This window comes from Sphingopyxis sp. C-1 (assembly GCF_001047015.1).
Classification (GTDB): domain Bacteria; phylum Pseudomonadota; class Alphaproteobacteria; order Sphingomonadales; family Sphingomonadaceae; genus Sphingopyxis.
On sequence record NZ_BBRO01000001.1, the window covers coordinates 791,782 to 816,568 of the forward strand.

19 protein-coding genes are annotated in these 24,787 nt (G+C 63.9%); 15 read left to right on the plus strand and 4 right to left on the minus strand.

Annotation, left to right across the window (positions count from 1 at the left end; translation table 11 throughout):
* Positions 1-239 precede the first annotated feature (239 nt).
* The 4 genes from SC1_RS03650 (at position 240) to SC1_RS03665 (ending at position 7,720) form a co-directional block, all read left to right on the plus strand.
* Positions 240-1,073, plus strand: coding sequence for a VOC family protein (locus tag SC1_RS03650; protein ID WP_238586554.1), 834 nt, complete (start codon positions 240-242; stop codon positions 1,071-1,073).
* Positions 1,074-1,157: 84 nt separating this feature from the next.
* Positions 1,158-3,578 carry a TonB-dependent receptor gene (locus SC1_RS03655; RefSeq protein ID WP_062177719.1) on the plus strand — a complete coding sequence of 807 codons (2,421 nt, stop codon included), beginning with the start codon at positions 1,158-1,160 and terminating at the stop codon, positions 3,576-3,578.
* Between the two features lie 26 nt (positions 3,579-3,604).
* On the plus strand, positions 3,605-5,038 hold the full coding sequence (locus tag SC1_RS03660) for a sulfatase (protein WP_062177723.1): 1,434 nt from the start codon (positions 3,605-3,607) through the stop codon (positions 5,036-5,038).
* 297 nt (positions 5,039-5,335) lie between these two features.
* Complete coding sequence (locus tag SC1_RS03665) at positions 5,336-7,720, plus strand: TonB-dependent receptor (protein ID WP_062177726.1); 2,385 nt, start codon at positions 5,336-5,338, stop codon at positions 7,718-7,720.
* Positions 7,721-7,805: 85 nt separating this feature from the next.
* Here the strand turns inward: SC1_RS03665 and SC1_RS03670 are convergent, their stop codons facing one another.
* A complete protein-coding gene (locus SC1_RS03670) occupies positions 7,806-8,486 on the minus strand; it encodes a TetR/AcrR family transcriptional regulator (RefSeq protein ID WP_193749096.1) in 681 nt (226 codons plus the stop codon).
* A 121-nt stretch (positions 8,487-8,607) separates the two neighbouring features.
* Between SC1_RS03670 and SC1_RS03675 the strand changes: the two genes are divergently transcribed.
* The 5 genes from SC1_RS03675 to SC1_RS03695 all read left to right on the plus strand — a co-directional run bounded on the left by SC1_RS03675 (position 8,608) and on the right by SC1_RS03695 (position 13,409).
* Positions 8,608-10,194 carry a bifunctional 3-(3-hydroxy-phenyl)propionate/3-hydroxycinnamic acid hydroxylase gene (locus SC1_RS03675; RefSeq protein ID WP_062177733.1) on the plus strand — a complete coding sequence of 529 codons (1,587 nt, stop codon included), beginning with the start codon at positions 8,608-8,610 and terminating at the stop codon, positions 10,192-10,194.
* Positions 10,191-11,309, plus strand: a complete 1,119-nt coding sequence (locus SC1_RS03680) for a VOC family protein (protein WP_062177736.1) — start codon at positions 10,191-10,193, stop codon at positions 11,307-11,309. The genes SC1_RS03675 and SC1_RS03680 overlap by 4 nt, the downstream gene beginning before the upstream one ends.
* A gap of 5 nt (positions 11,310-11,314) precedes the next feature.
* Complete coding sequence (locus tag SC1_RS03685; RefSeq protein ID WP_062177738.1) at positions 11,315-12,265, plus strand: fumarylacetoacetate hydrolase family protein; 951 nt, start codon at positions 11,315-11,317, stop codon at positions 12,263-12,265.
* A 76-nt stretch (positions 12,266-12,341) separates the two neighbouring features.
* On the plus strand, positions 12,342-13,073 hold the full coding sequence (locus SC1_RS03690; protein ID WP_062177741.1) for an SDR family NAD(P)-dependent oxidoreductase: 732 nt from the start codon (positions 12,342-12,344) through the stop codon (positions 13,071-13,073).
* Between the two features lie 27 nt (positions 13,074-13,100).
* Positions 13,101-13,409 (plus strand): hypothetical protein, encoded by a 309-nt coding sequence (locus tag SC1_RS03695; RefSeq protein WP_238586555.1) that lies wholly within the window; start codon positions 13,101-13,103, stop codon positions 13,407-13,409.
* Positions 13,410-13,536: 127 nt separating this feature from the next.
* Here SC1_RS03695 and SC1_RS03700 read toward each other — a convergent pair whose 3' ends face one another.
* Positions 13,537-14,601, minus strand: a complete 1,065-nt coding sequence (locus SC1_RS03700; RefSeq protein WP_152682279.1) for a sulfatase/phosphatase domain-containing protein — start codon at positions 14,599-14,601, stop codon at positions 13,537-13,539.
* 194 nt (positions 14,602-14,795) lie between these two features.
* Here SC1_RS03700 and SC1_RS03705 point away from each other — a divergent pair, with 194 nt between their 5' ends.
* The 3 genes from SC1_RS03705 (at position 14,796) to SC1_RS03715 (ending at position 17,844) form a co-directional block, all read left to right on the plus strand.
* The gene (locus SC1_RS03705) at positions 14,796-15,773 is read left to right on the plus strand and encodes an amidohydrolase family protein (RefSeq protein WP_062177748.1); all 978 of its coding nucleotides are present in this window, start codon (positions 14,796-14,798) and stop codon (positions 15,771-15,773) included.
* 37 nt (positions 15,774-15,810) lie between these two features.
* On the plus strand, positions 15,811-16,779 hold the full coding sequence (locus SC1_RS03710; protein ID WP_193749097.1) for an MBL fold metallo-hydrolase: 969 nt from the start codon (positions 15,811-15,813) through the stop codon (positions 16,777-16,779).
* An 87-nt stretch (positions 16,780-16,866) separates the two neighbouring features.
* On the plus strand, positions 16,867-17,844 hold the full coding sequence (locus tag SC1_RS03715; RefSeq protein WP_062177757.1) for a LysR substrate-binding domain-containing protein: 978 nt from the start codon (positions 16,867-16,869) through the stop codon (positions 17,842-17,844).
* Here the strand turns inward: SC1_RS03715 and SC1_RS03720 are convergent.
* A complete protein-coding gene (locus SC1_RS03720; protein WP_238586556.1) occupies positions 17,816-19,366 on the minus strand; it encodes an amidohydrolase family protein in 1,551 nt (516 codons plus the stop codon). The genes SC1_RS03715 and SC1_RS03720 overlap by 29 nt on opposite strands.
* 34 nt (positions 19,367-19,400) lie before the next feature.
* A complete protein-coding gene (locus SC1_RS03725) occupies positions 19,401-21,056 on the minus strand; it encodes an FAD-dependent monooxygenase (RefSeq protein WP_062177762.1) in 1,656 nt (551 codons plus the stop codon).
* Positions 21,057-21,409: 353 nt separating this feature from the next.
* On the opposite strand from SC1_RS03725, the gene SC1_RS03730 reads away from it, so the two are divergent.
* The 3 genes from SC1_RS03730 to SC1_RS03740 all read left to right on the plus strand — a co-directional run bounded on the left by SC1_RS03730 (position 21,410) and on the right by SC1_RS03740 (position 24,596).
* A complete protein-coding gene (locus SC1_RS03730) occupies positions 21,410-22,270 on the plus strand; it encodes a fumarylacetoacetate hydrolase family protein (protein WP_062183519.1) in 861 nt (286 codons plus the stop codon).
* An 11-nt stretch (positions 22,271-22,281) separates the two neighbouring features.
* Positions 22,282-23,244 (plus strand): VOC family protein, encoded by a 963-nt coding sequence (locus SC1_RS03735; RefSeq protein WP_062177764.1) that lies wholly within the window; start codon positions 22,282-22,284, stop codon positions 23,242-23,244.
* 77 nt (positions 23,245-23,321) lie between these two features.
* A complete protein-coding gene (locus SC1_RS03740; protein ID WP_062177766.1) occupies positions 23,322-24,596 on the plus strand; it encodes an MFS transporter in 1,275 nt (424 codons plus the stop codon).
* Positions 24,597-24,787: the final 191 nt, after the last annotated feature.

Consider the following 24,787-nt stretch of genomic DNA (forward strand, 5'->3'; position numbering starts at 1 on the left):
TATCAAGGGGCAATCGACGGCGTCCGGCGGCCGCCCAATAAATGACCGATTAGGCAGATTGATCGACAAGTTGATTGCGGGTCAGTGATTTTATGGCTTGCGCTCTACATATCCATTTCATAATAAAGTGACCATATAGTCATAAATGGAGAGGTTCCATGCGGGTCACCGATGTCGCCCACGTTCGATTTTCGGCGCCAGATCTCGACTTGATGGAGCGATTCGTCGGGGATTTTGGAATGCAGTCCTTTCGCGAGGGCGGCGCGCTCTATGGTCGGGGCTGTGGCGGCTCGCGTTACCTGCACATGACCGAACTCGGCGATCCCGGCTTCGTCGCACTCGGCCTCGTCGCGCCATCGAGCGAAGCGCTCGCAGATTTTGCGGCGGCGCGCGGGCTGGCGGTCGAGCCGCTTGACCGTCCCGGCGGCGGAACGATGGTCCAGCTTCGCGATCCCGACAATTATCTCCTCGAACTCGTCGCCGGGCAGGCGGCGGCAGCGCCAGCCATTCCCTCGCGCTCAACGGCGCCTAACGACGCAACAGAGAAGCGCCGGCTGCGCACGGTGCATCGAATCGATCCCAAGCCCTCGCATGTCGTGCGCCTCGGTCATTGTGTCCTCGGTGTTTCCGACTTTCGGCGGTCGGAGGCTTGGTACAAAGAGCATTTCGGTTTCATCACCTCTGACGAGGTTGTGCTTCCCGACGGGGCAGCGATCGGGGCCTTCCTGCGCTGCGACCGCGGCGACGAGCTGACCGATCATCACAGCCTTTTCCTCATCCAGGGTCCGCGCGGGGTCGGTTTCAACCATGCCGCGTTCGAAATTCTCGACGCCGACGACCTCTTCGTCGGTCACGACTGGCTGCAGCGCGCAGGATGGACCCCGCACTGGGGGATCGGGCGGCACGTCCTCGGCTCGCAGATCTTCGACTATTGGCGCGACCCGTGGGGCCACACCCTCGAACATTGGACCGACGGCGATTTGTTTACCGCGGCTGACGGCTCGCGCCAGGCATCGCTTGCGGAACTGATGGGCGTGCAATGGGGGCATGCGATGCCGCACCCGGCCAACTGAGAAACGATGCGGGGACGAAATAGGCCCCCGGAGTGAAGAACAAGGGATCCCGAAAGCGGACCCGAACATTGGGAGGTGATTTTCATGAAAGCGCATTTCGATTCTATCGCGCGGACGCGTTTGCTGTGCGGGACGGTGCTGGCCGCCAGCCTGCTGTTTGCGGCGGGACCGGCTTACGCGGCGCAGGCCGCGGACCCGGAAGGGGCATCGTCCGAGACGCCGGGCTATGAGGAGATCATCGTCACGGCGCGCAAGCGCGAGGAGAATCTCCAGAACACGCCGATCGCGATCACCGCAATCAGCGCCGCCCAGCTCGAGGCGCGGGGGGCGGTCGACCTGACCGCAATGCAGAATGTTGCGCCGAACCTGACGCTGAAAACCGGCGGCGGGACGTCGGGGGCGACCTTCACGCCGATCATCAACATACGGGGCATCGGTCAGGGTGACTTCACGATCAACACCGACCCCGGCGTCGGCGTCTATATCGATGGCGTCTATCTCGGCCGCTCGGTCGGCAGCGTGCTCGACCTCGCCGACGTTCAGCGTGTCGAGGTCTTGCGCGGTCCGCAGGGAACGCTCTTCGGGCGCAATACGATCGGCGGCGCGATCAGCGTGGTATCAAAGGCGCCCGACCCGCGCGAAACGTCGGGTAGCTTCTCGATCGCTGGAGGCAGCCGCGAGTTCGCGCAAATCCGCGGCTCGCTCAACCTGCCACTTGCCGACAATCTTGCGCTTCGCGTATCGGCTATGGCGCGGCATCGCGGCGGCTATGTCGATGCGCTTCAATATGACGATCTCAAGCTCGGCGGCGAGAAGCTCTGGGCGGTTCGCGCGGCGTTACGTTGGCAGCCGACCGATAATCTGACGATCGATCTCGCGGTCGATCATACCGAGCGGCGCGATCCGCCCTCCGCGAGCGTCGCCTTGCAACTCGGTGACGTCTCGCCCGGCCAGACAGGCGTCACTGGCGCGCTTTCCAACGCTTTCAATCGCGGGCAGGGGCCTGCTCCCATCGCCAGACTGCCGTGGATTTCGGCCGATGCGCCGCGCTGCGCCACCGACGCCGCGTTCCGCAATTCCAGCCTCTCCTGCTATGGCAATGCCTGGCTCGCCGGTACGTCGGGCAACAACTCGGTGTGGCAGGATCGCGCCGGAAACAAGATCAATCCCGTCAACAAGCTCAACCTGACAGGCTATGTGGGAACCGTTGCGCTCGACACCGGCATCGGGACCCTGAAATCGATCACGGCCTATCGCGAATTCGATTCGACCTTCTATGGCGATCTCGATTTCACGCCCTATTCGATCTTCACCAACAACAATATGCCGTTCAACCAGCAGCAATTCTCCCAGGAATTCCAGCTCGTCGGCAGCGCGCTCGGTGACCGGCTCGATTATGTGCTCGGCCTCTATTACTTCAATGAAAAGGGCGACCAGGCCGTCGACCTGCTTGCACCGGGCAATATTCCTGCCGCGCAAGCTGCGGCGCTGGCTCCGTTCCTGCCCTATTTCCAGACCACGACGCGTACGGTCGATAACTCGTCGAAGGCCGCCTACGCGCAGCTCACTTACGCGATCACCGACCGCCTCAAGCTTACTGGCGGGCTACGTTACACCGACGAGACGAAAGACTATTTCGTCAGCCAGTTCCGATCGGTGGGCCCATTGCAGAGCGCGACCGGCATCCAGGGGACCAAGATCTGGACGCCGATGGCGAACCTTGCCTGGCAGGCGACCGACGATGTTCTCCTCTATGCCACCTATTCGGAGGGCTATCGTGCCGGCGGCTTCGCGGCGCGCTTCTCGGGCGGCCTGATCTCGCCGCTGCCGTCCTATGAACCTGAATATGTGACCTCCTACGAAGCCGGGGTGAAGTCGACGCTGTTCGACCGCCGCCTGACGCTGAATCTCGCGGCCTTCCGGATCGATTATCGCGATATCCAGGTGACTGCGACAACGCCGGGGCTCGCCGGCTTCGTCCTCAATCTCGCCGACGCGCGCTTCGCGGGCTTCGAGGCCGAGGCACGCGCGGTGCTCGGCGGCGGGTTCACCGCGAACCTCTCGGCCGGCTATACGAAGAAAGAGCTGACCAACGTGGCCCCCGGCACCGTGTCGAGCGAGGGTACGAACGCCGTCGTGGCAATTACCGCCGACAGCGTGCTGCCCGGCCCGGCCTGGCAGCTCAACGCCCAGCTCGCGCATCGTCTCGAGTTCGACAATGGCGGTCGCCTCGATACCTCGTTCGACGTTCATTATGAGAGCAAGGACAGCAACAGCGTCGCCAACTACGATATCATCGTTCAGCCCGGCTATGCCGAGGCCGAGGCACGGATCGCCTACACTTGGCCGAATGACCGCTTCACCCTCGCACTCGGGGCGCGTAACCTGTTCGACAAGGAGTATTTCACGACCAAGACGCTCTCGTCTTCGTCCGCCGCTGTCTATGGAACGCTCGCCCGACCGCGCGAGGTCTATGCCCAGTTCACCTATCGTTTCGGTTCCTGAACCGCGCAAAGACCGGAGATCATGATATGACAATCAGCCGCCGTAGCTTGCTGGCCAGTTCGGCCGCCGCAGGGTCGTTGCTCTTGGCGGACGCGGTGCCCGCTTTCGCCGCGAAGCCCGCGAAACAGCCGAACATCCTGTTCATCATGGCCGACGACCTCGGCTATGCCGATCTCAGCTGCTACGGGCGGCGTGATTACAAGACGCCTGCGATCGACAAGATCGCCGAGGAGGGCATGCGCTTCTTCCAGGGCTATGCCAATTCGGCGGTCTGCTCGGCAACGCGCACTGGCCTGATGACTGGGCGCTACCAGAACCGCTTGCCGATCGGGCTTGAGGAACCGCTGGTGATCCGCAATGTCGGCCTGCCGCCGGAGCACCCGACGCTACCTTCTTTGCTCCGCGCGCAGGGCTACCAGACTGCGCTGATCGGCAAGTGGCACCTTGGTCAGCTTCCCGATTACGGTCCGCTCAAGAGCGGTTACGATCATTTCTGGGGCTTTCGGATGGGCGGGATCGACTATTTCCGCCACGGCAATTCGCGCGGCTCGGACCTCTGGGACGGTGACGTCCAGATCGACGAAGCGGGATATCTGACCGATCTGTTCGGAAATAAGGCGGTCGAGATGGTCGGCGAGATGGCGGCGGCGAAGAAGCCTTTCTTCATGAGCCTTCATTTCAATGCACCGCACTGGCCGTGGGAAGGTCCTGACGACGAGGCCGAGTCCGACCGGATTGCCGCGAAGAAGGATCCCTACGGTATTCGCGCCTTCGATGGCGGCTCGCTCAAGACCTATGCGGCGATGGTCACCCGCATGGATTACCAGGTCGGCCGCGTCATGGACGCTCTGCGCGCCGCGGGCATCGATAATGACACGATCGTCGTCTTCACCAGCGACAATGGCGGCGAGCGCTTTTCGGACACTTGGCCCTTCTCGGGCAAGAAATCCGAGCTGCTCGAGGGCGGACTGCGCATTCCGGTCATCATTCGTTGGCCGGGGCAGGTAAAGGCGGGTTCGACGAGCGAGCAGGTCATGATCACCATGGACTGGCTGCCCACGCTTGTCGCTGCTGCGGGGGGCAAGCCCGACCCGGCCTTTCCAAGCGATGGCATCGATCTTCGGCCGGCACTCGGGGGGCATGCTGCTGAACCCAGAACCCTGTGCTGGCGCTACATGAACCTCGATCAGGAGGCGTGCCGGCAAGGGGATTATAAATATCTCAAGATTCTGGATCAGACGTTCCTGTTCAACGTTGTCGAAGACCCGCTTGAGCGGGCAAACCTCAAGGAACGGATGCCCGAGAAATATGCCGAGCTGAAGGCGGTGTTCGACGCATGGGACGCGACGATGCTGCCGCTTGATCCGGAAGCGCACACGGCAGGCTTCTCGGACAACCAGATGGCGGATCATTTCGGGATCGACAGTCCGATAACGACCAGCGTGAAGAAGGCGGACTGAGCGAACAGGCTCCGATCAGGCGGCTTGGCCGCTCCCTTCTTCTAACGGTAGTACCGCCGCCGCCGCTCTCGTGGCGACGAGCTTCCGTGCCAATCAGTGGCCCGCCTCTCCGAGGCGGGCTAAGCTTATGTCTCCGCCGAGCTTCCCAATCGCCCTTAGCATCGCGTAGCCCAGCGACCGGTTTCAGCGATAATGGCTCGGCATCTGTAAACGTATTTTGCCATCATCCGCTTATCTGTCTTCGCAGCTATGTCCGGCGCGAAAACATCGGGCACAAAGCCTGTGGGGAGAGGGAAAATGCGCAAGGCGTTACTGCTTTCGGCGTCGATAGTTGCGATCGGCGTAACGGGTTCTGCTGGCGCTCAGGAAGCGCCCGCACGCGGAGCCTCAGGTCCGGCGAGCGAGGCGGCCGAGGCCCAGCTTGCCGACATCGTGGTCACGGCGCAGCGCAAGGAAGAAAGCCTGCAATCGGCTCCGGTAGCAGTCGCTGTCGTGGGCGGCGACGACTTGGTGCGGGCAGGGATAACGGCGCCTGGGCGGCTTCAGGAACTGGTGCCGGCGCTGGCGATCGAGCCGACGAGCTCGGGCAACCTCATCTTCATTCGCGGTGTCGGCAATTTCGCGCTCACTGCGAACAGCGATCCCGCGACCGCGTTCAACTACGACGAAGTCTATGTGGGGCGCCCGTCATCGAGCAATGGCGTTTTCTACGACCTGCAACGCGTGGAGGTTCTCAAGGGGCCACAAGGGACTCTTTATGGCCGCAACGCAACCGCGGGCGCGATCAATGTCATTCCCGTCCAGCCTCAACTTGGCGAATGGGGCGGGTATTTCGTAGGCAGCTACGGAAATTACGACACGATCACGGCCGAGGGGGCGATAAACCTGCCGATCGGCGAAAACGGTGCGATGCGCATCTCCGGCAATTTGTCGAAGCGGGACGGCTATCTCAAGGATGGGACATCCGACGACGATACGAAGGGATTGAGGGTCCAGCTCAAAGCCGAGCTCACGCCGACGCTGACGGTGCGAACCAGCTTCGACTATTCGCGCGTCAGTGGCAGCGGCGAGGGCGTAACATATCTCAACCGCTTCGTATTCGACCGGGCGACAAACAGTTTCGCGGTGACGCCCTCGGGCCTGGACCTCGATGAGGGTTCCAGGTCGCCGGCGTCGCAGGCGTTCCGACAGACGATCGCCTTCACCTCGATCGGGGCCAGGGCGAATCCGATCACCGTACAGCCGGGCCTCGACAACCAGTTTTTCGGGGCGAACGTCAACATCGCCTGGGACACGGGTATCGGTACGCTGACAGTAATTCCCGCGTGGCGATACGCCAAGATCGACAGCATCGCGGGTGCCGCCTTCGTCGCGCGCTCGCGCGAAAAGGACGACCAGCACAGTCTCGAACTGCGATTTGCAAGTTCGCGCTTTTCGATCTTCGACCTGACGGCAGGCGCTTATTATTATGACGAGAAGATTCGAGGTCGCGGGGTCATCGCGCTTGAATCGGCGAACAATTACACGACCTCTCGCTATGATACGCTTTCGAAGGCGGTCTATGGCCGCTTGACCGCGCATCTTTCCGACCGGCTGCGTGTCACCGGAGGCATTCGCTACACGCATGATCGCAAGACGACGGACTCGTCGGGGATCGCGCTTGCCGTCCGCTGCACCGTCATGGTTGCCGGGGTGCCCTCCTGTCCGAACGCGCCGCTGCTCACCTACACGCAGTCGCTGGAAGAACAGCCGCGCGTACCGGCTCCCGGCGGCTCTACTCCTCTCGGCGCCGGCGCGGTGCTGACCCGCACCGATACCATCAATCAGCTGACAATTCGTCGCGGTGAGATCACCTATCGCGGCGCGGTAGAATTTGACCTGGGAGCGCGTTCGCTGCTCTTCGCCAGCGTGGAGACCGGCTATCGGTCGGGCGGCTTCAACATCGCGCAAGGCCGCGGTCCATACGATCCGGAATATATCACGGCTTACACGGTGGGTTCGAAAAACCGCTTCTTCGACAACCGCGTGCAACTCAATCTCGAAGGCTTCCTCTGGAAATACCGCGACCAGCAGCTTTCCTACATCGGGCTCGATTCGACGCTGAGGCCCGCCAATATCACGGACAATATCGGCCGCTCGACAATCAAGGGCATAGAAGGCGAGTTGAAGGTGCTCGCGACCCCCTCCACGTTGCTTAATGCCAATGTCCAGTATCTCGACTCGAAATATGATTCATTCCGGTATCAGCAGCCCGTCGCGGCGGGTCGTCCGAACACCAGTTGCCCGGTGACGGTGAACGCGGCCAACGCGACCTTGTTCGACGTGGACTGCTCCGGATTTCCGACCTTCAACGCGCCAAAATGGACGATGAATTTCGGAGCGCAGCAGACGGTGGAACTTGGTGATTATGAGATCGTCCTTGCTGCGGACACGCAGTATCGTTCGAGCCGTTACATCTATTTCCAATATCAGCCATCGCAGTTCGTCGGCGGCGACTGGCGCAGTAACGCGCAGATCTCTCTCGGGCCACAGGATGATCGCTGGTCGATTGCCGCCTATGTGCGCAACATCGAGAATAATCGTACTCTCGTATTCGCACCGCAACACCCTAGTTTGCCGACTGTCACCGCACAGGTCACTGCACCTAGGACGTACGGCGTGAGGTTCGGTGTGAAATTCTAACCCGCCATCGCGGCGGTTTAGCACGGCAATGCGGACGGGTTTGGTACGCAAATTCCCGCTTTCGTGTCCGACCGTTATGGCTGCCTTATCTAATGGAAACGTCGAGCGATGATACAAGCACCGAATCAAATATCAGGATAGGCAAGGAGGCGGTTGTGAGGGCAAGCGCCCGATCCGCCTGGACGCCAATGCCTATCAGCAGGTGTCGTGTGGCCTCGTTCGGCGTTCCAGGACGCAACATATCGAGACCTGAGCCGATAACTGCGGCGAGAAATGTTCCGCTCGCCAACAGGAGAACGGCCTGCGCGTCGCGGTAATCCAATCGTCCCTCGGCGTGCGCGCGCGCGATGTCGGATGCCAGTCTCTCTCCAAGGCCGGTATAAGTGGGACGCGCCGAGCCAGCCACCGCGGCGACGAAGCGGCCCCATCGCGGCTGCTGCTGTGCGAGCGTCAGGCTGTATCGAAGACCGACGGCCAATGCTTCGTCGCCGGGCAGCCCTGCACCATGGCGATCGAGGGCGACGCCCACCGTTTCGACGCCATGGGCGATGAGTTCGGCAATGAACTCGTCTCGGTTGGCAAAGTGGGAATAGAAAGCACCCTTCGAACAATCGGCAGCCTCGGTCAGATCGGCGACCGCAAAGGCGTCCAGCCCGTGCTGCCCCACGAGGTCGAAGCCCGCGAGCAGCAATTTGCGCCGCACCTCTGCGCGCTTGCGCGCCACGCGCCCTGAAGCGGGCGCTGAATCAACGATCATATCTGTCATGGCGTCTTTCATATTGCCCCGACAAAAAGAATCATATAGTCAAATATGACCGAGCGGTCATTTTCGGCAATGGAGTCGATCTTTGGAACATATGTCATCTCGCCTGTCGCGAGAGGTTTCCTTGCCGGAGACGACAGACGTCGCGATCATCGGCGCTGGGCCGGTAGGGCTGATGCTGGCCGCGCTTTTAGGGCAGCAAGGGGTCGCGACGGTCCTGCTCGAACGCCGGCACGCGCCGTTCACCGAGCCCCGCGCCATCGCATTCGACCCGGAAACGCTGCGCTGCTTTCAGCGGATCGGTCGCCTGGACGCGCTCGCACCCACGCTGGAACTGGATGTGCCGGTTGCCTATTATAATGGCGACGGGCATTTGCTGGGGCGGGTGACCTCCACTGAACCGCGCTTCGGCTTCTCGCCGCGTGGGACCTTCTACCAGCCCGAACTCGAATCCGCGATCGCCGAAGACCTCGGCGCTTGGCCGAGCCTGTCGGTGTTCCGCGGCGTCGAGGTCGGCGATGTCGCCGATCTGGGCGACCGCGTTCATCTGTCGGTCAAGGTGCCGGACGGATCGGTACAGCGCATCGCCGCCCGCTACGCGGTGGCGTGCGAGGGCGGGGCGAGCCGTACGAGGGAGCGTACGGGAATCGGCTTCGAGGGCGCGACCTTCGAAGAGAAATGGCTGGTCGTCGATGTTCAGGGCGACGATTATCCGCATCGCGAGATCCGTTTCTTTTGCGATCCCAGGCGCCCGGCGCTCACCCTCCCGGTGAGCGGGAACCGCAGGCGCTGGGAATTCCTGCTGCTCCCTTCGGACGATGAAGCGCGCTTTGCCGACCACGACAATGCCCGGGCGCTGATGAAGGCGTGCGGCTCGTCGCCCGAAGCGGTCGAGCGCAGCCTGATTTACAGCTTCCATGCGCGCATCGCTGACCGCTTCCGGGCAGGCCGAATCCTGCTTGCGGGCGATGCGGCCCATGTGACCCCTCCCTTTGCAGGGCAGGGGCTGAACGGCGGAATCCGCGATGCGGCGAACCTGGCATGGAAGATCGCTGCGGTTTGCCAGGGGCGAATGGAAGACAGCCTGCTCGACACGTACGATGCCGAGCGCCGCGCGCATACGAAGGCCATGACCTCGCTCGCGGTCCGGCTCGGCCGCGCGATCATGCCAACGAGTCCGGCTCGGGCCCTCGTCCGCGATATCGTCATGCGATCGGCATGGGCCATCCCGGCGCAGCGACGCCGCATGGAATCGGGCGACATCATACCGGGACCGAGCGTCGCACGCTCCCCGCTCGTCAACTGGCGCGCCGGCGCGCCGGTCGGCAATATGATGCCTCAGCCGGTGATCCGCGTCGCTGCAGGCAACTTTCTGCTCGACGAGCTGCTGGGATCCGGCTTCTGCATCATCGGGCTCGGAGTGGATCCGCGCGAGGCGCTGTCTGCGAACGACCAGGCAATCGCGGGCGCGCTTCAGGCGCGGCTGCTTTTCCTCAACGAAGTGAGCGTCGGCGACGCCACGATACGCGACCTCGCCTGCTGGGCAGGGATGGAACAGGGCTTGCTTGTCGTGCGCCCCGATCGGTTCCTGGCCGACCGAATTCCAGCCGGCTTCGCAGGCGATCGTCTCGGCTGGATGAGGGACGCCTATCACATCGTCCCGGCCTCGATGCCGGGGCAGGCGGCGCGATCGGAGAGGATCGCGGCATGAGCGAATATGGAACTGCGCCCGAGCGGATCGACCCGCGGCTTGCGCGATCGGCAGACCCGGTCGCACGTGCGCGCGATGTCGCAAGCGTCACGTTCGAAAGACCCGACCTCGGCGAGGCCGTGCGCTTCCTGTGCGACTTCGGCCTCTCGCGTCCGCGGTTCGAAGGCGACCGCGTCTTCCTCTATCCCGAGGCTGGCTACGGGCCCTGCGTGATCGTGCGCAAGGGTAAGCGCGCGCGGTTCGTCGGCCCTGGATTGATGATGTTCTCGCGGGACGATCTCGTCGCATTGAGCGCGCTGCCGGACGCATCGCCGATCGGACCGGCTGAAGGGTGGGCAGGAGGCGAAGAGGTCACATTGACCGATCCCGCCGGCTTTCGCGTCCGTGCGGTCTTCGGACCGATGCCGGACGCGCCCGCCGTTCGCGAGCAGCTGATGCGTAACGACCACGACATGACCGCACGGGTCAACGCCGGGCAACGACCGCCGGTACGTCCGTCGACGATCCTGCGCATGGGGCACGCCGTGCTCGGGGCGGTCGACTTCTTTCGTACCGCGCGCTGGTACATGGATGTTTTCGGACTTCTGCCATCCGATATCCAGACGATCGGCGACGGGGACGCGGCACTTGTCTTCATGCGATGCGATCGGGGCGATGAGCCGGCCGACCATCACGCGATCGTAGTCGCGCAGAACATCGACAACCTCTATAGCCACTCGGCCTACGAGGTCATCGACCTCGACGATATCGCCATGGGGCAGGAGCATCTCCTGTCGCGCGGATATCGGCACAGCTGGGGCGTCGGCCGTCACCTGCTCGGCAGCCAGATCTTCGACTATTGGCGCGATCCCTGGGGCGAAAAGTTCGAGCATTTCTGCGATTCGGACCGCTTCACGGCCGACGTGCCACCGGGCATCAGTCCTCTCTCGAGCGCCGGCCTTTATCAATGGGGTCCCGAGGTGCCGAAGGATTTCGAGGCGCCAAGGCTCACCCCGGCGCTGATCTGGCGCGTTATCCGCAATCTTAGCCGAAGCGAGGAACTGACCTTGGCGCGCATCGGGGATCTCAAGCGCGCGATCGACGCGCCGGCTCGGCCGAAACGAAAAGGACAATAGCAGACATGGCAATCCAGATTGTTCGATATGAGCATGGCGGTCGCATCGGTTGGGGTGTGCACGGTGCCGGTAACATCGTGCCGCTGTCCGGCGGGTGGACGACCACGGGCGCCTTCCTCTCCGAGGGCGGGCCGACTGCAGCCGCTTCGGTGACCGGTCCCGGTATCGCATTGAGCGACGTTCGCTTGCTGTCCCCGGTTACGTCCGATCGCGACTATATCTGCCAGGCTACGAATTATGCGAGCCACCTGCGCGAGATCGGACGCGACCCCGCCGACCAGGTGAATAACGTGATATTCCACAAGGCCTCGTCGTGCCTGTCCGGACCGAACGACGATGTCGTGAAGCCGCATCATGTTCAATTGCTCGACTATGAAGTTGAACTGGGGCTCGTCGTCGCGACCGAAATTGCTGGTCCTATCGACCCCACTCCGACGACGCTGCATCGCTGGATCGGCGGTCTCGTAGTCACCAATGATATTTCGGCGCGCGACGTCCAGGTCAGTCACGAGCAATTCTGCAAGGCCAAGTCCTACCGGACGTTCGGTCCCACGGGACCCTATCTGTTGCTGCCGACGCCGCAGGAACTCGAACGCTGGGGCGAACTGGTCCTGACGTTGTCGGTCAACGGCGATGAGCGTCAGCGCGCGCCCGCCTCGGACATGATTTTCGATCCCGTTGCCACGCTCGCCGAGCTCTCACGCGTCCGTGACTTGCGTCCCGGCGACCTGATTGCCACGGGGACACCGTCGGGCGTCGCACTGAAGGTGCCTCCGCCGGCGCTTCTGTTCATTTCGAAATTGCTGTCCCCGTCGGCCCGGTACAAGGCTTTCCTGAAGGGGCAATTGAAGAACCCGGCCTATCTCCGGCCGGGCGATGTCATCGAATGCGGCATCGCAACGCCTGACGGGGCCATCGACCTCGGCCGCCAGCGCACAGCGGTGCGCGCGGCCTGAGCGGCAAGCCGGTAGCGGTGCCAAAGATGAACGGAGACGAGATGAACGGCCTGAAACCAATCGGCGTAATCCCGCGATGACCGCAAGGCGCGTCAGCCTTGTGACCGGGGGCACCAGCGGCATCGGCCGGGCCTTCGTCGAGACGCTCCAGCAGCGCGGCGACGACGTTCGCTTCTGCGCCCGGTCTCCCGACGCCGTCGAGGCGGTCCAGCGCGCCCTCCCGGGCAGCAAGGGTTATGTGTGCGACGTGACTGACGACGCCGCGTTGGCTGCGATGAGCGATGCTATCGCGAGCGATGTCGGACGTATCGACCTGTTGGTCGCCAATGCGGGCCGCTTGAGCGAGACGGATTTTACTGCCTCGCCGCTCGATGCGGCGGGACTGCAGGAGGAGGTGGCGCTCAACCTCCTGTCGCCAATCCTGACCGTCAATCGCTGCTTGCCATTGCTGCGCCGATCGCGTGCCGGCGCGGTCATTCTGACCGGCTCGGGTTTCGGCTGGTCGCCCTCGGCGCGCGCGCCGCTTTATTCCGCGAGCAAGGCCGGGGTGCGGATGTTCGCCAAGGCGCTGCGCGCCCAACTGCGCCCGCTCGGTATCCACGTACTGGAGCTGGTGCCGCCTCCGGTCGACACGCCGGCGGTCGCGCATCGCGACATTGCGAAGCTCGCACCCGACGCGGTCGTCGCGGCTGCCCTTCGTGGCCTCGACCGGGGCCGCGAAGCGGTGCTGCCCGGCCAAGCGCGTTTCATCCCGCTCGGACTGCGGCTGTTTCCCGGCCTCCTCGAGCGGATGACGCTGAAATCCTGAAATCACCCAAAGCCAAGGAGAAGAAAGATGATGAATATATTGCTTGTTGCCATGCTGGCCGCGGCTTCGGCAGGCAGCGACGCTCCCCGCGCGGATGTGCGTCCCGCTTCGCTGGCAGCAGCCAAGGTCACCCTCTCGATCGACACGCCGATCGAGACACTCATGGCGAACCCGAAAGCGCGTGCCATCCTCGACCAGGAGCTGCCGAAGCTCGACCAGCACCCGGCCTATTCGCAGTTCAAGACAATGAGCCTCGCCAAGCTGCAGCCGCTGTCCGCCGGCCAGATCAGCGATGCGCAGCTCGCCGCGATCAAGGCGAAGCTCGCGAAGCTTTAAGCGCCCGGGCGCCAGCGGCGCATCGTCGCGGCCGGCAAACATAGCCGGCAAGCCTATCTCCTATAGTGACTATATAGTCATTATTGGCGGTGGGCTTGGCGTGCGCAATCGTTGGTCCCCGTCCGTTTCAAATGCTCTGCAACGGGTCGCCGGTTTCTCGGCGGTGCCGGCCCAGGCGTTCTTCAAGCCTCGCCGCATGCTGTCGATACTTCTCGCGCCCGATCAGATTGATTTTGCAATCGGGGTCCTCGCGCAGATTATAAAATGCGATCGCCTGCGGGTCGCGGCGGATGCCGCCACCCCTTGGCATCCGGTGGACTAGCCGGAAGTCCGCCGTCCGGATTGCGCGTACGGGCGCAAAATGGCCGATCGCGAAATTGTCGTGGCCGGCGAAGACTGCATCGTCCGGCGCAGGTGTCATGTGCGACAATTGCAGAAACGAGCGCCCGGGCAGCGACGCGGCGAGGGAGGCTCCGCCGGCCCAGTCGAGGAGAGTGGGTACGATATCGACCGAGCTCACCAGAGCGCCATTGTGGTCGCCTCCCGGCCTGCCGGGTCCGGTCAGGCTGAGACCGATAGGCTGCTCGACCGCCTGCGCGGCGTCGACGGCTGCCCCGGTGCCGGCCAGCAGGATGAGCGGCGGGCCGCGGCGCTGCGCCTGCCATATTCTGGGCAACGCAGAGAGCAGCCCATCGGCGGTTCGTAATGCCGCGCCTGCATCGTGCCCGTGCTTCGCGCGCACCTCGAACTCCGCGCAGACATTCGCGCGCCCGGTCAGTAGCGCCCGGAGACCCGCTCGCCTTTCTTCCTTGGTCATCGCAGTCTCGAAGCGACCGACAGAATAGCCGAGCGACTTCAGCAGGTCGTCAAAGGCGGGCGCCGTGACTCCCCGTGCCGGCCAGGGGCTGAGAATGCCGCCTCGCTGTCCAAGCTGATGCGCGTAAAGCCCCGATCGCAGCACCGGCAGCGCCGCCAGCGGCGATGCGGTGGCTGAAAAGGCGTTCGAAAAGCTCGTTCCGCGGCGGAGGGTGTCCGCGATGCCCGGCAAAGCGTTGTCGGTGCGCATGAAATCGATATCGCGGAAGATGAAAAGGACGATATCGCGGCTGGCCGCCGCCACTCGCGCAGGGGTGGCGAGGGCGGCGCTCGTCAGGCTTGCCATTCCCGCGAGGAATGTGCGGCGCGCGATCACGCCCCGGTCCCCTTCCTGCGATCGGCCCATAGCCTGTTAACGCAGCCCATATCATCTTCTCCCATTCGGCACCGCTTAGATATTGACTACATAGTCATTATCGAGTCAATGTCAGGATGCAATCGCGGCTCGCGAGCCGACGGAAGGGTGCGACAGCAAAGGCGGCCCCGGGACCCGATGGAGAGGATCGAAATATGCTACCGACACGCGCGATCGACGTTCACGCGCACTTCCTGCCTCCCAGTTACCGCGAAGCGCTTCGCGGCGCGGGTCTGACGTTGCTCGACGGGGGAATGCCCATCCCGGACTGGACACCCGAGATTGCAATCGATCTGATGGACGAACTCGGGATTGCCGGCGCGATGCTCTCGGTATCGTCGCCTTTCGCAGTCACCGTGGCGGGCGAGGGGGCGAGCGCGCTATGTCGCAGCGTGAACGATTATGCCGCGGCGATGAAAGCAAAATACCCGAGCCGTTTCGGGGCGTTCGCCATGTTGCCTGTGCCCTTCGTCGACGAAAGCCTTGTCGAGATCACGCGTGCGCTCGACACGCTCGGGCTCGATGGCGTCGCCCTCCCGACGAATGCCGCGGGGCTTTATCTCGGCAGCGATGAAATGGCGCCGATCCTCGACGCGCTCGACGAGCGGGGCGCGACCGTCTTCGTCCATCCGACGTCGCCTTGCTGCTTCGAGGGCTTTGGACTGCAACTGCCCGCTCCGATGATCGAATTCCCATTCGATTCGACGCGCGCGATCGTCAGCCTGCTCTACTCGCGTGCCCTTGAGCGCCGGAAGCGCATACGCTTTATCTTCACCCATGGTGGCGGCACCGTCTCGCTGCTGGCGGCCAGGATCACGCGGATCGGCGGGACGCCGCTGATCGGCGATCGCGCCCTGCCGATCCCCGATGCGGTCGATTGGCTGGCGCGCTTTCATTATGACACCGCGTCGGTGAGCACGCCGGCGCAATTGGCTTCGCTGCGGGAAATCGCGCCGATGTCGCAGGTCCTGTACGGCACCGACTATCCGTTCTCGCCCGCCTTCGGGGTACGAATGGCGGCTGCGGAATTTGCAAAATTGCCCCTCGCCGACACCGAACGTGCTGACGTCCTGCAGCACAACACGGCCCGGCTGTTCCCGGCGTTCGCGCGCGCCTGCGGCTGCGGCGGCTGAGCGTCACGCCGGATCGCTCATGACGAGAAGGATGGACATGAAGCTGTTGCACATCTTGCTTGCCGCCGGGGCGGTCATCGCAGCACCCGCTGCCGCTGGCGCAGAAGCCTCGTCACCGACGCAGGTCAGCTTTACTGTGCTCGGCACGAACTCGGGGCCGGTGCCCGATCCCGAAAGGGCGCAGCCGGCGAACCTCCTAGATGTCGGCGGTCAGCGCATTCTTGTCGACGCGGGCGACGGAGCGGCCGACGGCCTTGGCAAGGTCGGCGTCATCCTCGGCGACGTCGAAACGGTGTTTATCAGCCACCTGCACTTCGACCATACCGGCGGCCTGTTCGCATTTTTGAGCCAGCGTTACCAGATGATGTCCGCAAAACCGGTGACCATTTATGGTCCACCGGGAACGCGGCGAACGGTCGAGGGCATATTGGCTGGCATGGGGCCGATGACCGATCGGGGCACCAATGTCCGCGAACGCAGCCCGCTGGCGCCCGACGAGGCGGTCCGCGTCGTCGAGCTTGCCGACCGCCAGAAGGTGACCGTCGGCAAGGTGGTGGTCACGGTCGCCCGCAACAGCCATTATGACAATACGACCGGCCCTGGGCTCAATAGTGAAACGGCGTCATATTCCTATCGCTTCGATGCGCCAGGGCGCTCGATCGTCTATACCGGTGATACCGGCCCGAGCGCGCGAGTCGAGGAACTCGCAAAAGGCGCCGATCTTCTCGTCGCCGAGATCATGGACGTCGACGAAGCCGTCGCCTTGCTTCGCGAGCGGCGGCCGGACCTTCCGGAATCAGCGCTCGCGCAGGTCGAAGGCCATCATCGCAAACAGCATCTGCCGCCGCGCGAAGTCGGCTTGATGGCCCAGCGCGCCGGGGTCGGCGCATTGGTGCTGACGCATACCGGGATGACCGATGCGCGGATCGAGCCGGCGCTTCGCGATATTCGTGCCGTTTATAGCGGTCCGGTCACCTTTGCGCACGATCGACAATTATTCCGGTGAACCGGCTGAGTGCCCGTCGTCACCGGGCCGGTGATCCAGTTCGGACAACCGGCATGAACATCGCACTCCAGCGACGAGGCATCAGCTATGAAACTCACCCATATCCGCGACGTGCTAGCGGTAGCTGAACTGGGCAGCATGCGGGCCGCTGCGCGGCATCTCCAGGTTGCTCAACCGGCGCTGACCCGCAGTATCCAGGAGATCGAGCGCGAACTAGGCGTGTCTCTGTTCGAACGCCATGCCCGCGGCGTGACGACCACGCCGCTCGGCGATCATTTCCTGCGCCGCGCGCGGATCGTGCGCAGCGAGCTCGACCGGGCGACCGAGGAGATCGCCCAGCTTTCCGGTGGAACAACCGGCCAGGTGGTGATGGCGGCTTCGACCGCGCCGACGATCGCGCTGATGCCGAGCGCGATGGCAGCGTTCCGCAAGCAATATCCCGGCGCAGTATTGAAAGTGACCGAGAGCCTGTTTTCGGGGATCGAGGCCCAATTGCTCGATGGCACGATCGATTTCTATGTGGGTCCGTTCGACCCGGGTCTGACCCCGGCGTCGCTGCAGTCGGAAAAGCTGTTCGAATATAATCGGTTTATCCTCGCGCGCAAAGGGAACCCGCTGGCGCAGGCGTCGTCGATTGCCGACCTCGCGGATGCCCAGTGGGTGCGGCCGCTCGCGCTCTCGGAGAATCATTTCGAAGCCGACTTCGACGAATTGTTCGAAGCGCGGGTCGGAGCACCCCCGAAGATCGTCATGTACGCCCATTCTGCGTTGATGACGTTGATGATGGTGTCCAACTCGGACCTCGTTACGATCCTCCCGCAGCAATGGCTCGAGGTGCCGCTCCCAGGCGACCAACTCGTCCGTATCGAGATCGCGGAGCAGTTACCGCCGCTGAACATGTGCGTGGTACGCCGGCGCGGAATGCCGTTGACCCCTATGGCCGAGTATATGAGCGACGCGATCCGCCGCGCCGCCGCCCACTATGCCTATCGGCTCGAGAGCCTCGGGGCAGCTTCCACGCGCGGCGGTGACCCGCCTAATTGCCGCACCGGTCACCCGCGGTAAAGCTGCATCCGCTGACCGCTTGCTTGGCCGAGCGCTGCTCTTCGACGTTGCGCGCGAGATGGTCCTTCGACCAGGATTTTCCGTTCCGTACGACGAAGGCGATCTTGCCGAGGTTCGTCGCCGCGACAAGCGGATTGGCATCGAGCAACACGACGTCGGCCGGCGCGCCCGGGACAATCCGGCCCATGTCCTTGCGGCCGAGATAGCGTGCCGGGTCGGTCGTGGTCATCTGGAGAATCCGGAGGGGTGAAAGACCAGCCTTGGCGAGTTCGCCGAACTCCTGCTGCAGGCTTTGACCCGGGACCTCGAGCTTTCCGTCGGTCCCTGTCATCATCGACACGCCCTCGGCATTCCATAGCGAGACGATGCGCAGGCGCAGAGCATAGCTTTGGCGGAAGGTGTCGCGGCTCGCGCTCGGCAAGGCCTTGAAGCGTTCCACGCTTGCGCGCCACGCCGCGATCGCTTCGTCGGTCATATTCGCGAGCGCGGGATCGGATTGGTACTCGGGCGCGTCGGCGAGTTCCTGCGTACGAAGACGAACGAGCGTCGGCACCTGCCAGACCGGCTTTGCGAGCATCGTGTGCGCCGACTTGCGGCACGTGTCCTCGTCGAAGGCATTAAGGAGAAGCTGGCGTTGTTGCACCGCCTCTTCGGATTCGGCCGCGGCGGGGTTCAGCAAATAGCCCGGTCCGCGCGTAAGCGCAGCCAGCGGACCGGCTGACGAAGTGGGCGGAGCTGGCGTCCCGGGACGCGCGCAGGCTACCCAGATCGCGTTGCCGGTTCCGAAATGCTCGATCGAATCATATCCTGCCGCGATCGCTTCGCTCATCGACACCGAGGATGGGATGTGGCCGGCAGTTCTCAGTCCCAAGCGATGAGCCTCTTCGACGGCGGCGAAGAAGGCCGGGCGCGGCATCATGATGATCTTGATAAAGTCGGCGCCTTCCTCGTGCTGCGCCTTGATCGTCGCGCGCGCGGGGCCTGGCGCAAAGGCGTTCAGCGGAGTGAGAAGCTCGCCCGGCATCTGGAGGAGCGCGGGGGTGTCGTTGCCGATCGGCAGACGGTTCTCGCGGCGGTCGCGCAGCAGGTCGTCCGACGCGGACATCTGCCGGAAACCGGTCGTTCCTTCCGCGAGCATCGTCGCCAGCATCAGGCGAGGATATTTTGCGATAAGCGCGTGCGAATGCATATTGTTGAAACCGGGCACAGCGAACTTGCCGCGGCCGTCCAATATGGTTTCGCCAGTTCGCGCGGGATCGCGGCCCGTCTTGGATATAGCGACGATCTTGCCGTCCTCGATCCTGATCGTCATGTCCTCCTGGAGCGCGCCGTCGAGCGGATCGACCACGGTCACATGATCGATCCTGAGGGGGCCAGGCTTTGGCGAGGGCAACGGGTTCGCGGGCGTTCCATGCGCCCCGCAGCCCGCGACCAGCGTCAGCATCAGACAGGCCGCCATCAGTTTGCGGCGGGGCAGCGCCATTCCCTGCGACTGCGTCGACTGGCGAAAGGGCATTTTCATCATCTCATCCTCATTTGTGCGACCGGGATACTGTTCAATAGTGCAAATGCGACTCAGCAGGCGCCGGCTCCCGTATGGGCGGTAGATAGCCGGTGGCGCTTCGCAGGATATCCTCATGCCAGCGGGTGCCGCGCCAAGCGACATGCTGGTCGGGCCGGATCAGCGTCAGCGGCGTGAAATAGCGATTCTCAGCCTCGGCCGCCGTGATCCGGACCGTTTTGAGGGGGATGCCGAGCGCGGCAGCGTCGTTCTCGCATGAAGCCGGCTCGGGCCCGGCGGCGTCGGGGGTCGCTATGAGGGTAAACCCGTCGCCGAACTGGTCGTAAAGCGAGCTGCCATCGGACATCCACATATGGGGTGCCAGCGCACCGGGGAAATTGTCGGGGGTGTAAGAGCCATTCGCCGGTTTTCTGTCGCCGGCGGGCTCGAGCGCGATGATCGGCGATGTGCCATAGCGGCCCCCAAGGACGGTTCCGAGCGTGTGGAATTCTCGCTCTTTCGCCGCGCGAATGCGCTCACCGGCCGCGCTCCGTAGCGCGTCGCCGGCCGGGCCTGGCTGGTCGAGACCGTCCGCCCAGAAGTCGTTGGAAAGCAGCGCGTGGTTCGCTGCTGCCTCGGCGATCACTTCCATATGGATGCCGCGCCGTTCGATTTCGTAGCTGTCGAGCAACGCCTTTCCGCCCCAGCTTTGCAGGACCGCGGCCAGCTTCCAGCCCAGATCGACGCCGTCGGCAATGCCCATGTTCATGCCATAGCCGCCGAACGGCGGATGAAGGTGGCAGGCATCTCCGACGAGGAAAATCCGCCGGTCACGGTAGCGATCCGCGATCAGGCTGCTCGCGGTCCATTCGTCACTGCTCAGGACCTCGTAAGGAAGATCGATCCCGGTCGCTGCGCGGATCATGTCGGCCGCATTCGACGTGTCGATACTCGTTCCCGCCTCGAGGCGCGTGGGCATGAAGAACCAGATGTCGCCTTCGTCCATAGGGCCGATCAGGCTCGGCATCGCCGGATTGACTTGCCAATACATAACCGACGGGCCGTGCGGGTGCGCGTCGGCGAGGCCCGGCGCACGAAAGACGATATTATAGTTGCGCGACAGGCCGTAGGTACCGGTCATGGTGGCCCCGATGATATCGCGCATGCGACTGCGCGCACCATCGGCGCCGACCGCGAAGGCGCCGCGCGCGGAGATGTCGCGTTCGGCAACGAGGTCGCGCAAACGGACGTAGACGCCGTTTTCGTCCTGCGAGGCACCGACGAACTCGGTGCTGAACGCGATCCTGACCGTTGGAAGGGTTTCGACGCGTTCGCGCAGAACCTGCTCGAGCTTGTACTGGGGTATCCATTGGCCATGTTCGGGGTAGAGCGGGGTCGGCGTCGGGTCGCAGTTCGACGCATTCGGGATATCGACGAGCTTGGCGCCGCCGAGGCTCGTCACGAAGCTGACCGTCGAAGGATAGTCGACGCCGAACGGAGAGAGCTCGGCCAGCCGGTCGGCTATGCCCCAGCGACGCAGGTGCGTTCGCGTCCGGACGTTGGTCGTCTTTGCGCGCGGCGCGTAGCCGACACGGTCGTTTCGTTCGACCAACAGGCACTCGATTCCGCGCGTGCCGAGTTCGATTGCGAGCGCGAGACCGCTCGGTCCCGCCCCGACGATCACCACCGACGTGTGATGTATGGCTTCCATCGCGTTGATGCCTCTCGCTTATCTTGGGCGCCCTTGTCCGCCCGGGAGGGGCTGCCGCATGTTCTCTTGCGGCGGTTGATAGGTCACGCCTCGCGGCAGGAAACGATGACAAATCTCCCCAGGCGTTTCGTTCCCGGCATCACTCGGGGTCGCCTCGTGGTTACGGAACCGTGGGCCAGGCCCTGCTCGACATCGTCAGGGCGATACCAAATTGGCAACGCGTGGGGGATTTTGCCATCGCCCGGCATCGCTGCCGCTGCGCTATTTGGCGGCGGAGCGAAACGGTGCGCGGCTGCGCGAGCAAGGCGGGTCAGAGAAATCCGCATGAATCGAGACCGGGGAGGGGATTGGACGTGAAGCTGGTGAGGTTCGACGACGGCAAGGGTCCGCGGATCGGCGCGATCAAGGGCAATGGCATCGTCGATCTGGTCGTGGCGGGAAGCCGGTGGCGCACGATCCGCGAAATCGCCGGCGCCGGCGAAGCCGCGGTGGCCGAACTCTCCGCGATGGTCGTAAGGCGTATGCCGACGCGCTTCCTCGCGGATGTACGTTTGCTCGCGCCGATCGAGCGTCCGGGCAAATATCTCGCGATCGGCATGAACTACGCCAAGCACCTCGAAGAGGCCGACAGGCTCGGCGTGGCGCGCTCCAAGCATCAGGTCTGGTTCAACAAACAGACGACCTGCGTGTGCGGTCCCCACGACGAAATCGATCCGGGCGTCAGCGAGCAACTCGATTACGAGGTCGAGCTCGGTGCTGTCATTGGCAAGCCCGCGAAGCGCGTCGATGCGGCTGACGCCCGGGCCCATGTCTTCGGCTATTTCGTGGCAAACGACGTTTCGGCGCGCGACTGGCAATTTCATTCGCCGACCTTCACCATGGGCAAATCCTTCGACACACATGGTCCGATCGGACCCTGGATCGTCACGGCGGACGAAATATCCGATCCGCACGATTTGGCGCTGCGTAGCTGGGTGAATGGCGAACTGCGCCAGGACAGCAACACCGCGAACATGATCCATAATCTGTGGGCGCAGATCGCCTATCTCTCGACCGCCTTCACGCTCGAGCCGGGAGACCTGATCGCGACCGGCACTCCCGAGGGCGTCGGCGTCGCCATGACCCCGCCGCGTTTCCTCGCACCCGGCGATGTGGTCCGCTGCGAGGTGGCCGGCATCGGCGCGATCGAGAACAAGGTCTCGACGGCTTTTTGAAGGAGAGCGTCATGTCCGTGCTCAACGCCCTGTCCGTCACGCTCGAGGTGCCCGGGATCGAGGAGGGCGTTCGCTTCTATACCGATGCGGGCCTCGTCGCACGCATCGACGGCGATACCGCCGAGCTGCGCTGCCCGGAACAGGAGCGGGCCTCGGTCGTGCTGCTCGGCGGTTACCCGCGAAAGCGCCTTCACCATGTCGCGCTGCGGGCAACCGGGCTCGACGCGATCGCTGCGGCGGCTCCCGGGCAGGGAGGCCGCGTCGTCGACGCGCCTCGGGGTTTCTCGGCCGATGGCTTGTGGGTCGAGGATCCGCACGCAATGCTGATTCACCTGGTCGATCGCGCCCCTGACGCGCCTTTAGAGGCCGGCGAACCTTACGCGATCAACGCGCCCGCCGCCATCGTGCGCACGCGCCGCTCGGCGATGCGCCCGGGCGGGTCCTACCCGCCAGCGATGCCGCTGCGGCTCGGGCACCTGCTTCTCTTCACCCCCGATGTGATGCGAAGCGTCGCCTTCATGACCGAGGCGCTCGGCATGGGATTGGCCGACCGCGCGCAGGATGTGATCGCCTTCACCTGCGCGCGCCAGGAATCGGATCATCATGTCGTCGCTTTTGCCAAGTCGCCGGGCGTCGGCTTCCACCATGCGAGCTTCCAGCTTCGCGATCCCGACGAGGTTGGGCGAGGTGGCCGCGCATTGTCCGCAAAGTGGGGCCGCGGCGACTGGGGACTCGGCCGGCATACGATCGGCTCCAATTTCTTCCATTATATCCAAGACCCGTGGGGGTCGTGGTTCGAATATTATGCGGACATGGACTATATCGACGATTATTCGCTCTGGTCTCCGACGAACTATTCGATGGAGGACAGCCTGGCGAACTGGGGGCCCGAAGTGCCGAGCGATTTCGTCCATAATTACGAAGCGGACCCCGAGGCGTTCGCCTCTGCCGCCGCGCGCGAAGGGACCGCGTGACCGCGTCCGCCTCCTCGCCGCACCCGGGTTCAGCCTCGGCGCCGCGCGACCTTCGCGAAGCTTTGGACGCCGCCCCGATGACGCGCACGCGGACGGCTGCGGTCGCGGTCACCGTCGCCTTGTCGGCGCTCGACGGCTATGATGTTCTGTCGCTCAGTTTCGCGGCTCCCGCGATCGTCGCGGACTGGAACGTCGGCAAGGCGGCCCTCGGCATGCTCCTGTCCATCGGCCTCGTCGGAATGGCGGCCGGCTCGCTCCTGCTCGGGCCCGTGGCGGACCGCATCGGCCGCCGCCGCCTCGTCATCATCAACCTTTTGCTGATGGCGACGGGTATGTTCGCCTCGGCCTTTGCCGGGTCGCTTTTCGAGCTAGGCGCATGCCGCCTCGTGACGGGCGTCGGCATCGGCTCGATGGTTGCGGTCATCAACCCGCTTGCGGCCGAATTCGCCAATAACAGGCGGCGTCCCCTGGCGATGGCCTTGATGACGATCGGCTATCCCGCGGGCGGCCTCGCCGGTGGATTGCTTGCTGCCGCTCTGATCGAGGTCGAAGGATGGCGAGCGGTCTTCCTCGCCGGTGGCTTGGCTTCCATCGTCATGCTGCCTGTTGTTCTCGCCTTTCTTCCCGAATCTCCCCATTATTTGCTCGGCAAGGGCGGGCTGCGCGAGAAGCGCCAGCTAAGCGCCATGCTCGAACATTTGGGCGTGGGACAGGAGCGCGATTTCGCCGCCGCGCCGCCCGACGCCCACATGGGCTATTCGGGCGTGTTCGCGCGCGGCCAGCTAGGTCGGACGGTCCAGGTGACCGCGCTGAACCTTTTCTTCGTTATCCCCGTCTATTATGTGCTGAGCTGGCTTCCGCAGCTCGTTGCCGACGCGGGCTTTGCGCCGAGCCAAGCCAGTCTCACCGGCGCCATGGTCAACCTCGCGGGGATCGCCGGCGGTCTCGCGCTCGGCTATGCAGCTTCGACGGCGCGTCTCCTTCCGCTTACCGCGCTGGTCATGGCGGGCACCGGGATTGTCGTCGCGCTGATCGGGATTGCGCCCGCTTCGCTGCCTTTGTTCATGGCCGGCGCGATTCTCTGCGGTTTTCTCCTCTTTGCCGGCATGGCCGGTCTCTACGCCGTACTCGCCACGAGTTTTCCTGCCCAAGCGCGCGCATCGGGCGTTGGCTTCGTCATCGGCGCGGGCCGCGCGGGCAGCGCCGCGGCCCCTGCGCTCGCCGGGTGGCTTTTCGCGGCGGGCCTCGGGACGGGAATGGTGTCGGCAATATTCGGTATCTTCGCGCTCGCGGCGTCATGCGTCCTCGCCTCGATCATCGCGACGAACCGGCGGCGGACGGCGACGGACTAGCTTGGCGCGCGAGCGGTCGGCGTGAGCTAAGCGCTATCTGCCACGGTATTTATGGACTGCAGCGGCCGGCTTAAGACCAAGCGGGTGGATCGTTTGTATCGGGAGAAGCGCCGCCTGCTGCGCGATGCACGCTTTCGATGATACGCCAGCGGTATCGGCGAGCCGATTTATCCATCGTTTCTAGCTGGCAT

Bases quoted from the DNA above. Each gene is read 5' to 3' on its own strand.
- SC1_RS03705 (WP_062177748.1), top strand. From the start codon at position 14,796: ATGCTACCGACACGCGCGATCGACGTTCACGCGCACTTCCTGCCTCCC.
- SC1_RS03670 (WP_193749096.1), bottom strand. From the start codon at position 8,486: ATGACAGATATGATCGTTGATTCAGCGCCCGCTTCAGGGCGCGTGGCG.
- SC1_RS03665 (WP_062177726.1), top strand. From the start codon at position 5,336: ATGCGCAAGGCGTTACTGCTTTCGGCGTCGATAGTTGCGATCGGCGTA.
- SC1_RS03680 (WP_062177736.1), top strand. From the start codon at position 10,191: ATGAGCGAATATGGAACTGCGCCCGAGCGGATCGACCCGCGGCTTGCG.
- SC1_RS03660 (WP_062177723.1), top strand. From the start codon at position 3,605: ATGACAATCAGCCGCCGTAGCTTGCTGGCCAGTTCGGCCGCCGCAGGG.
- SC1_RS03650 (WP_238586554.1), top strand. From the start codon at position 240: ATGCAGTCCTTTCGCGAGGGCGGCGCGCTCTATGGTCGGGGCTGTGGC.
- SC1_RS03715 (WP_062177757.1), top strand. From the start codon at position 16,867: ATGAAACTCACCCATATCCGCGACGTGCTAGCGGTAGCTGAACTGGGC.
- SC1_RS03710 (WP_193749097.1), top strand. From the start codon at position 15,811: ATGAAGCTGTTGCACATCTTGCTTGCCGCCGGGGCGGTCATCGCAGCA.
- SC1_RS03655 (WP_062177719.1), top strand. From the start codon at position 1,158: ATGAAAGCGCATTTCGATTCTATCGCGCGGACGCGTTTGCTGTGCGGG.
- SC1_RS03720 (WP_238586556.1), bottom strand. From the start codon at position 19,366: ATGAAAATGCCCTTTCGCCAGTCGACGCAGTCGCAGGGAATGGCGCTG.
- SC1_RS03725 (WP_062177762.1), bottom strand. From the start codon at position 21,056: ATGGAAGCCATACATCACACGTCGGTGGTGATCGTCGGGGCGGGACCG.
- SC1_RS03740 (WP_062177766.1), top strand. From the start codon at position 23,322: ATGACGCGCACGCGGACGGCTGCGGTCGCGGTCACCGTCGCCTTGTCG.
- SC1_RS03690 (WP_062177741.1), top strand. From the start codon at position 12,342: ATGACCGCAAGGCGCGTCAGCCTTGTGACCGGGGGCACCAGCGGCATC.
- SC1_RS03735 (WP_062177764.1), top strand. From the start codon at position 22,282: ATGTCCGTGCTCAACGCCCTGTCCGTCACGCTCGAGGTGCCCGGGATC.
- SC1_RS03695 (WP_238586555.1), top strand. From the start codon at position 13,101: ATGATGAATATATTGCTTGTTGCCATGCTGGCCGCGGCTTCGGCAGGC.
- SC1_RS03685 (WP_062177738.1), top strand. From the start codon at position 11,315: ATGGCAATCCAGATTGTTCGATATGAGCATGGCGGTCGCATCGGTTGG.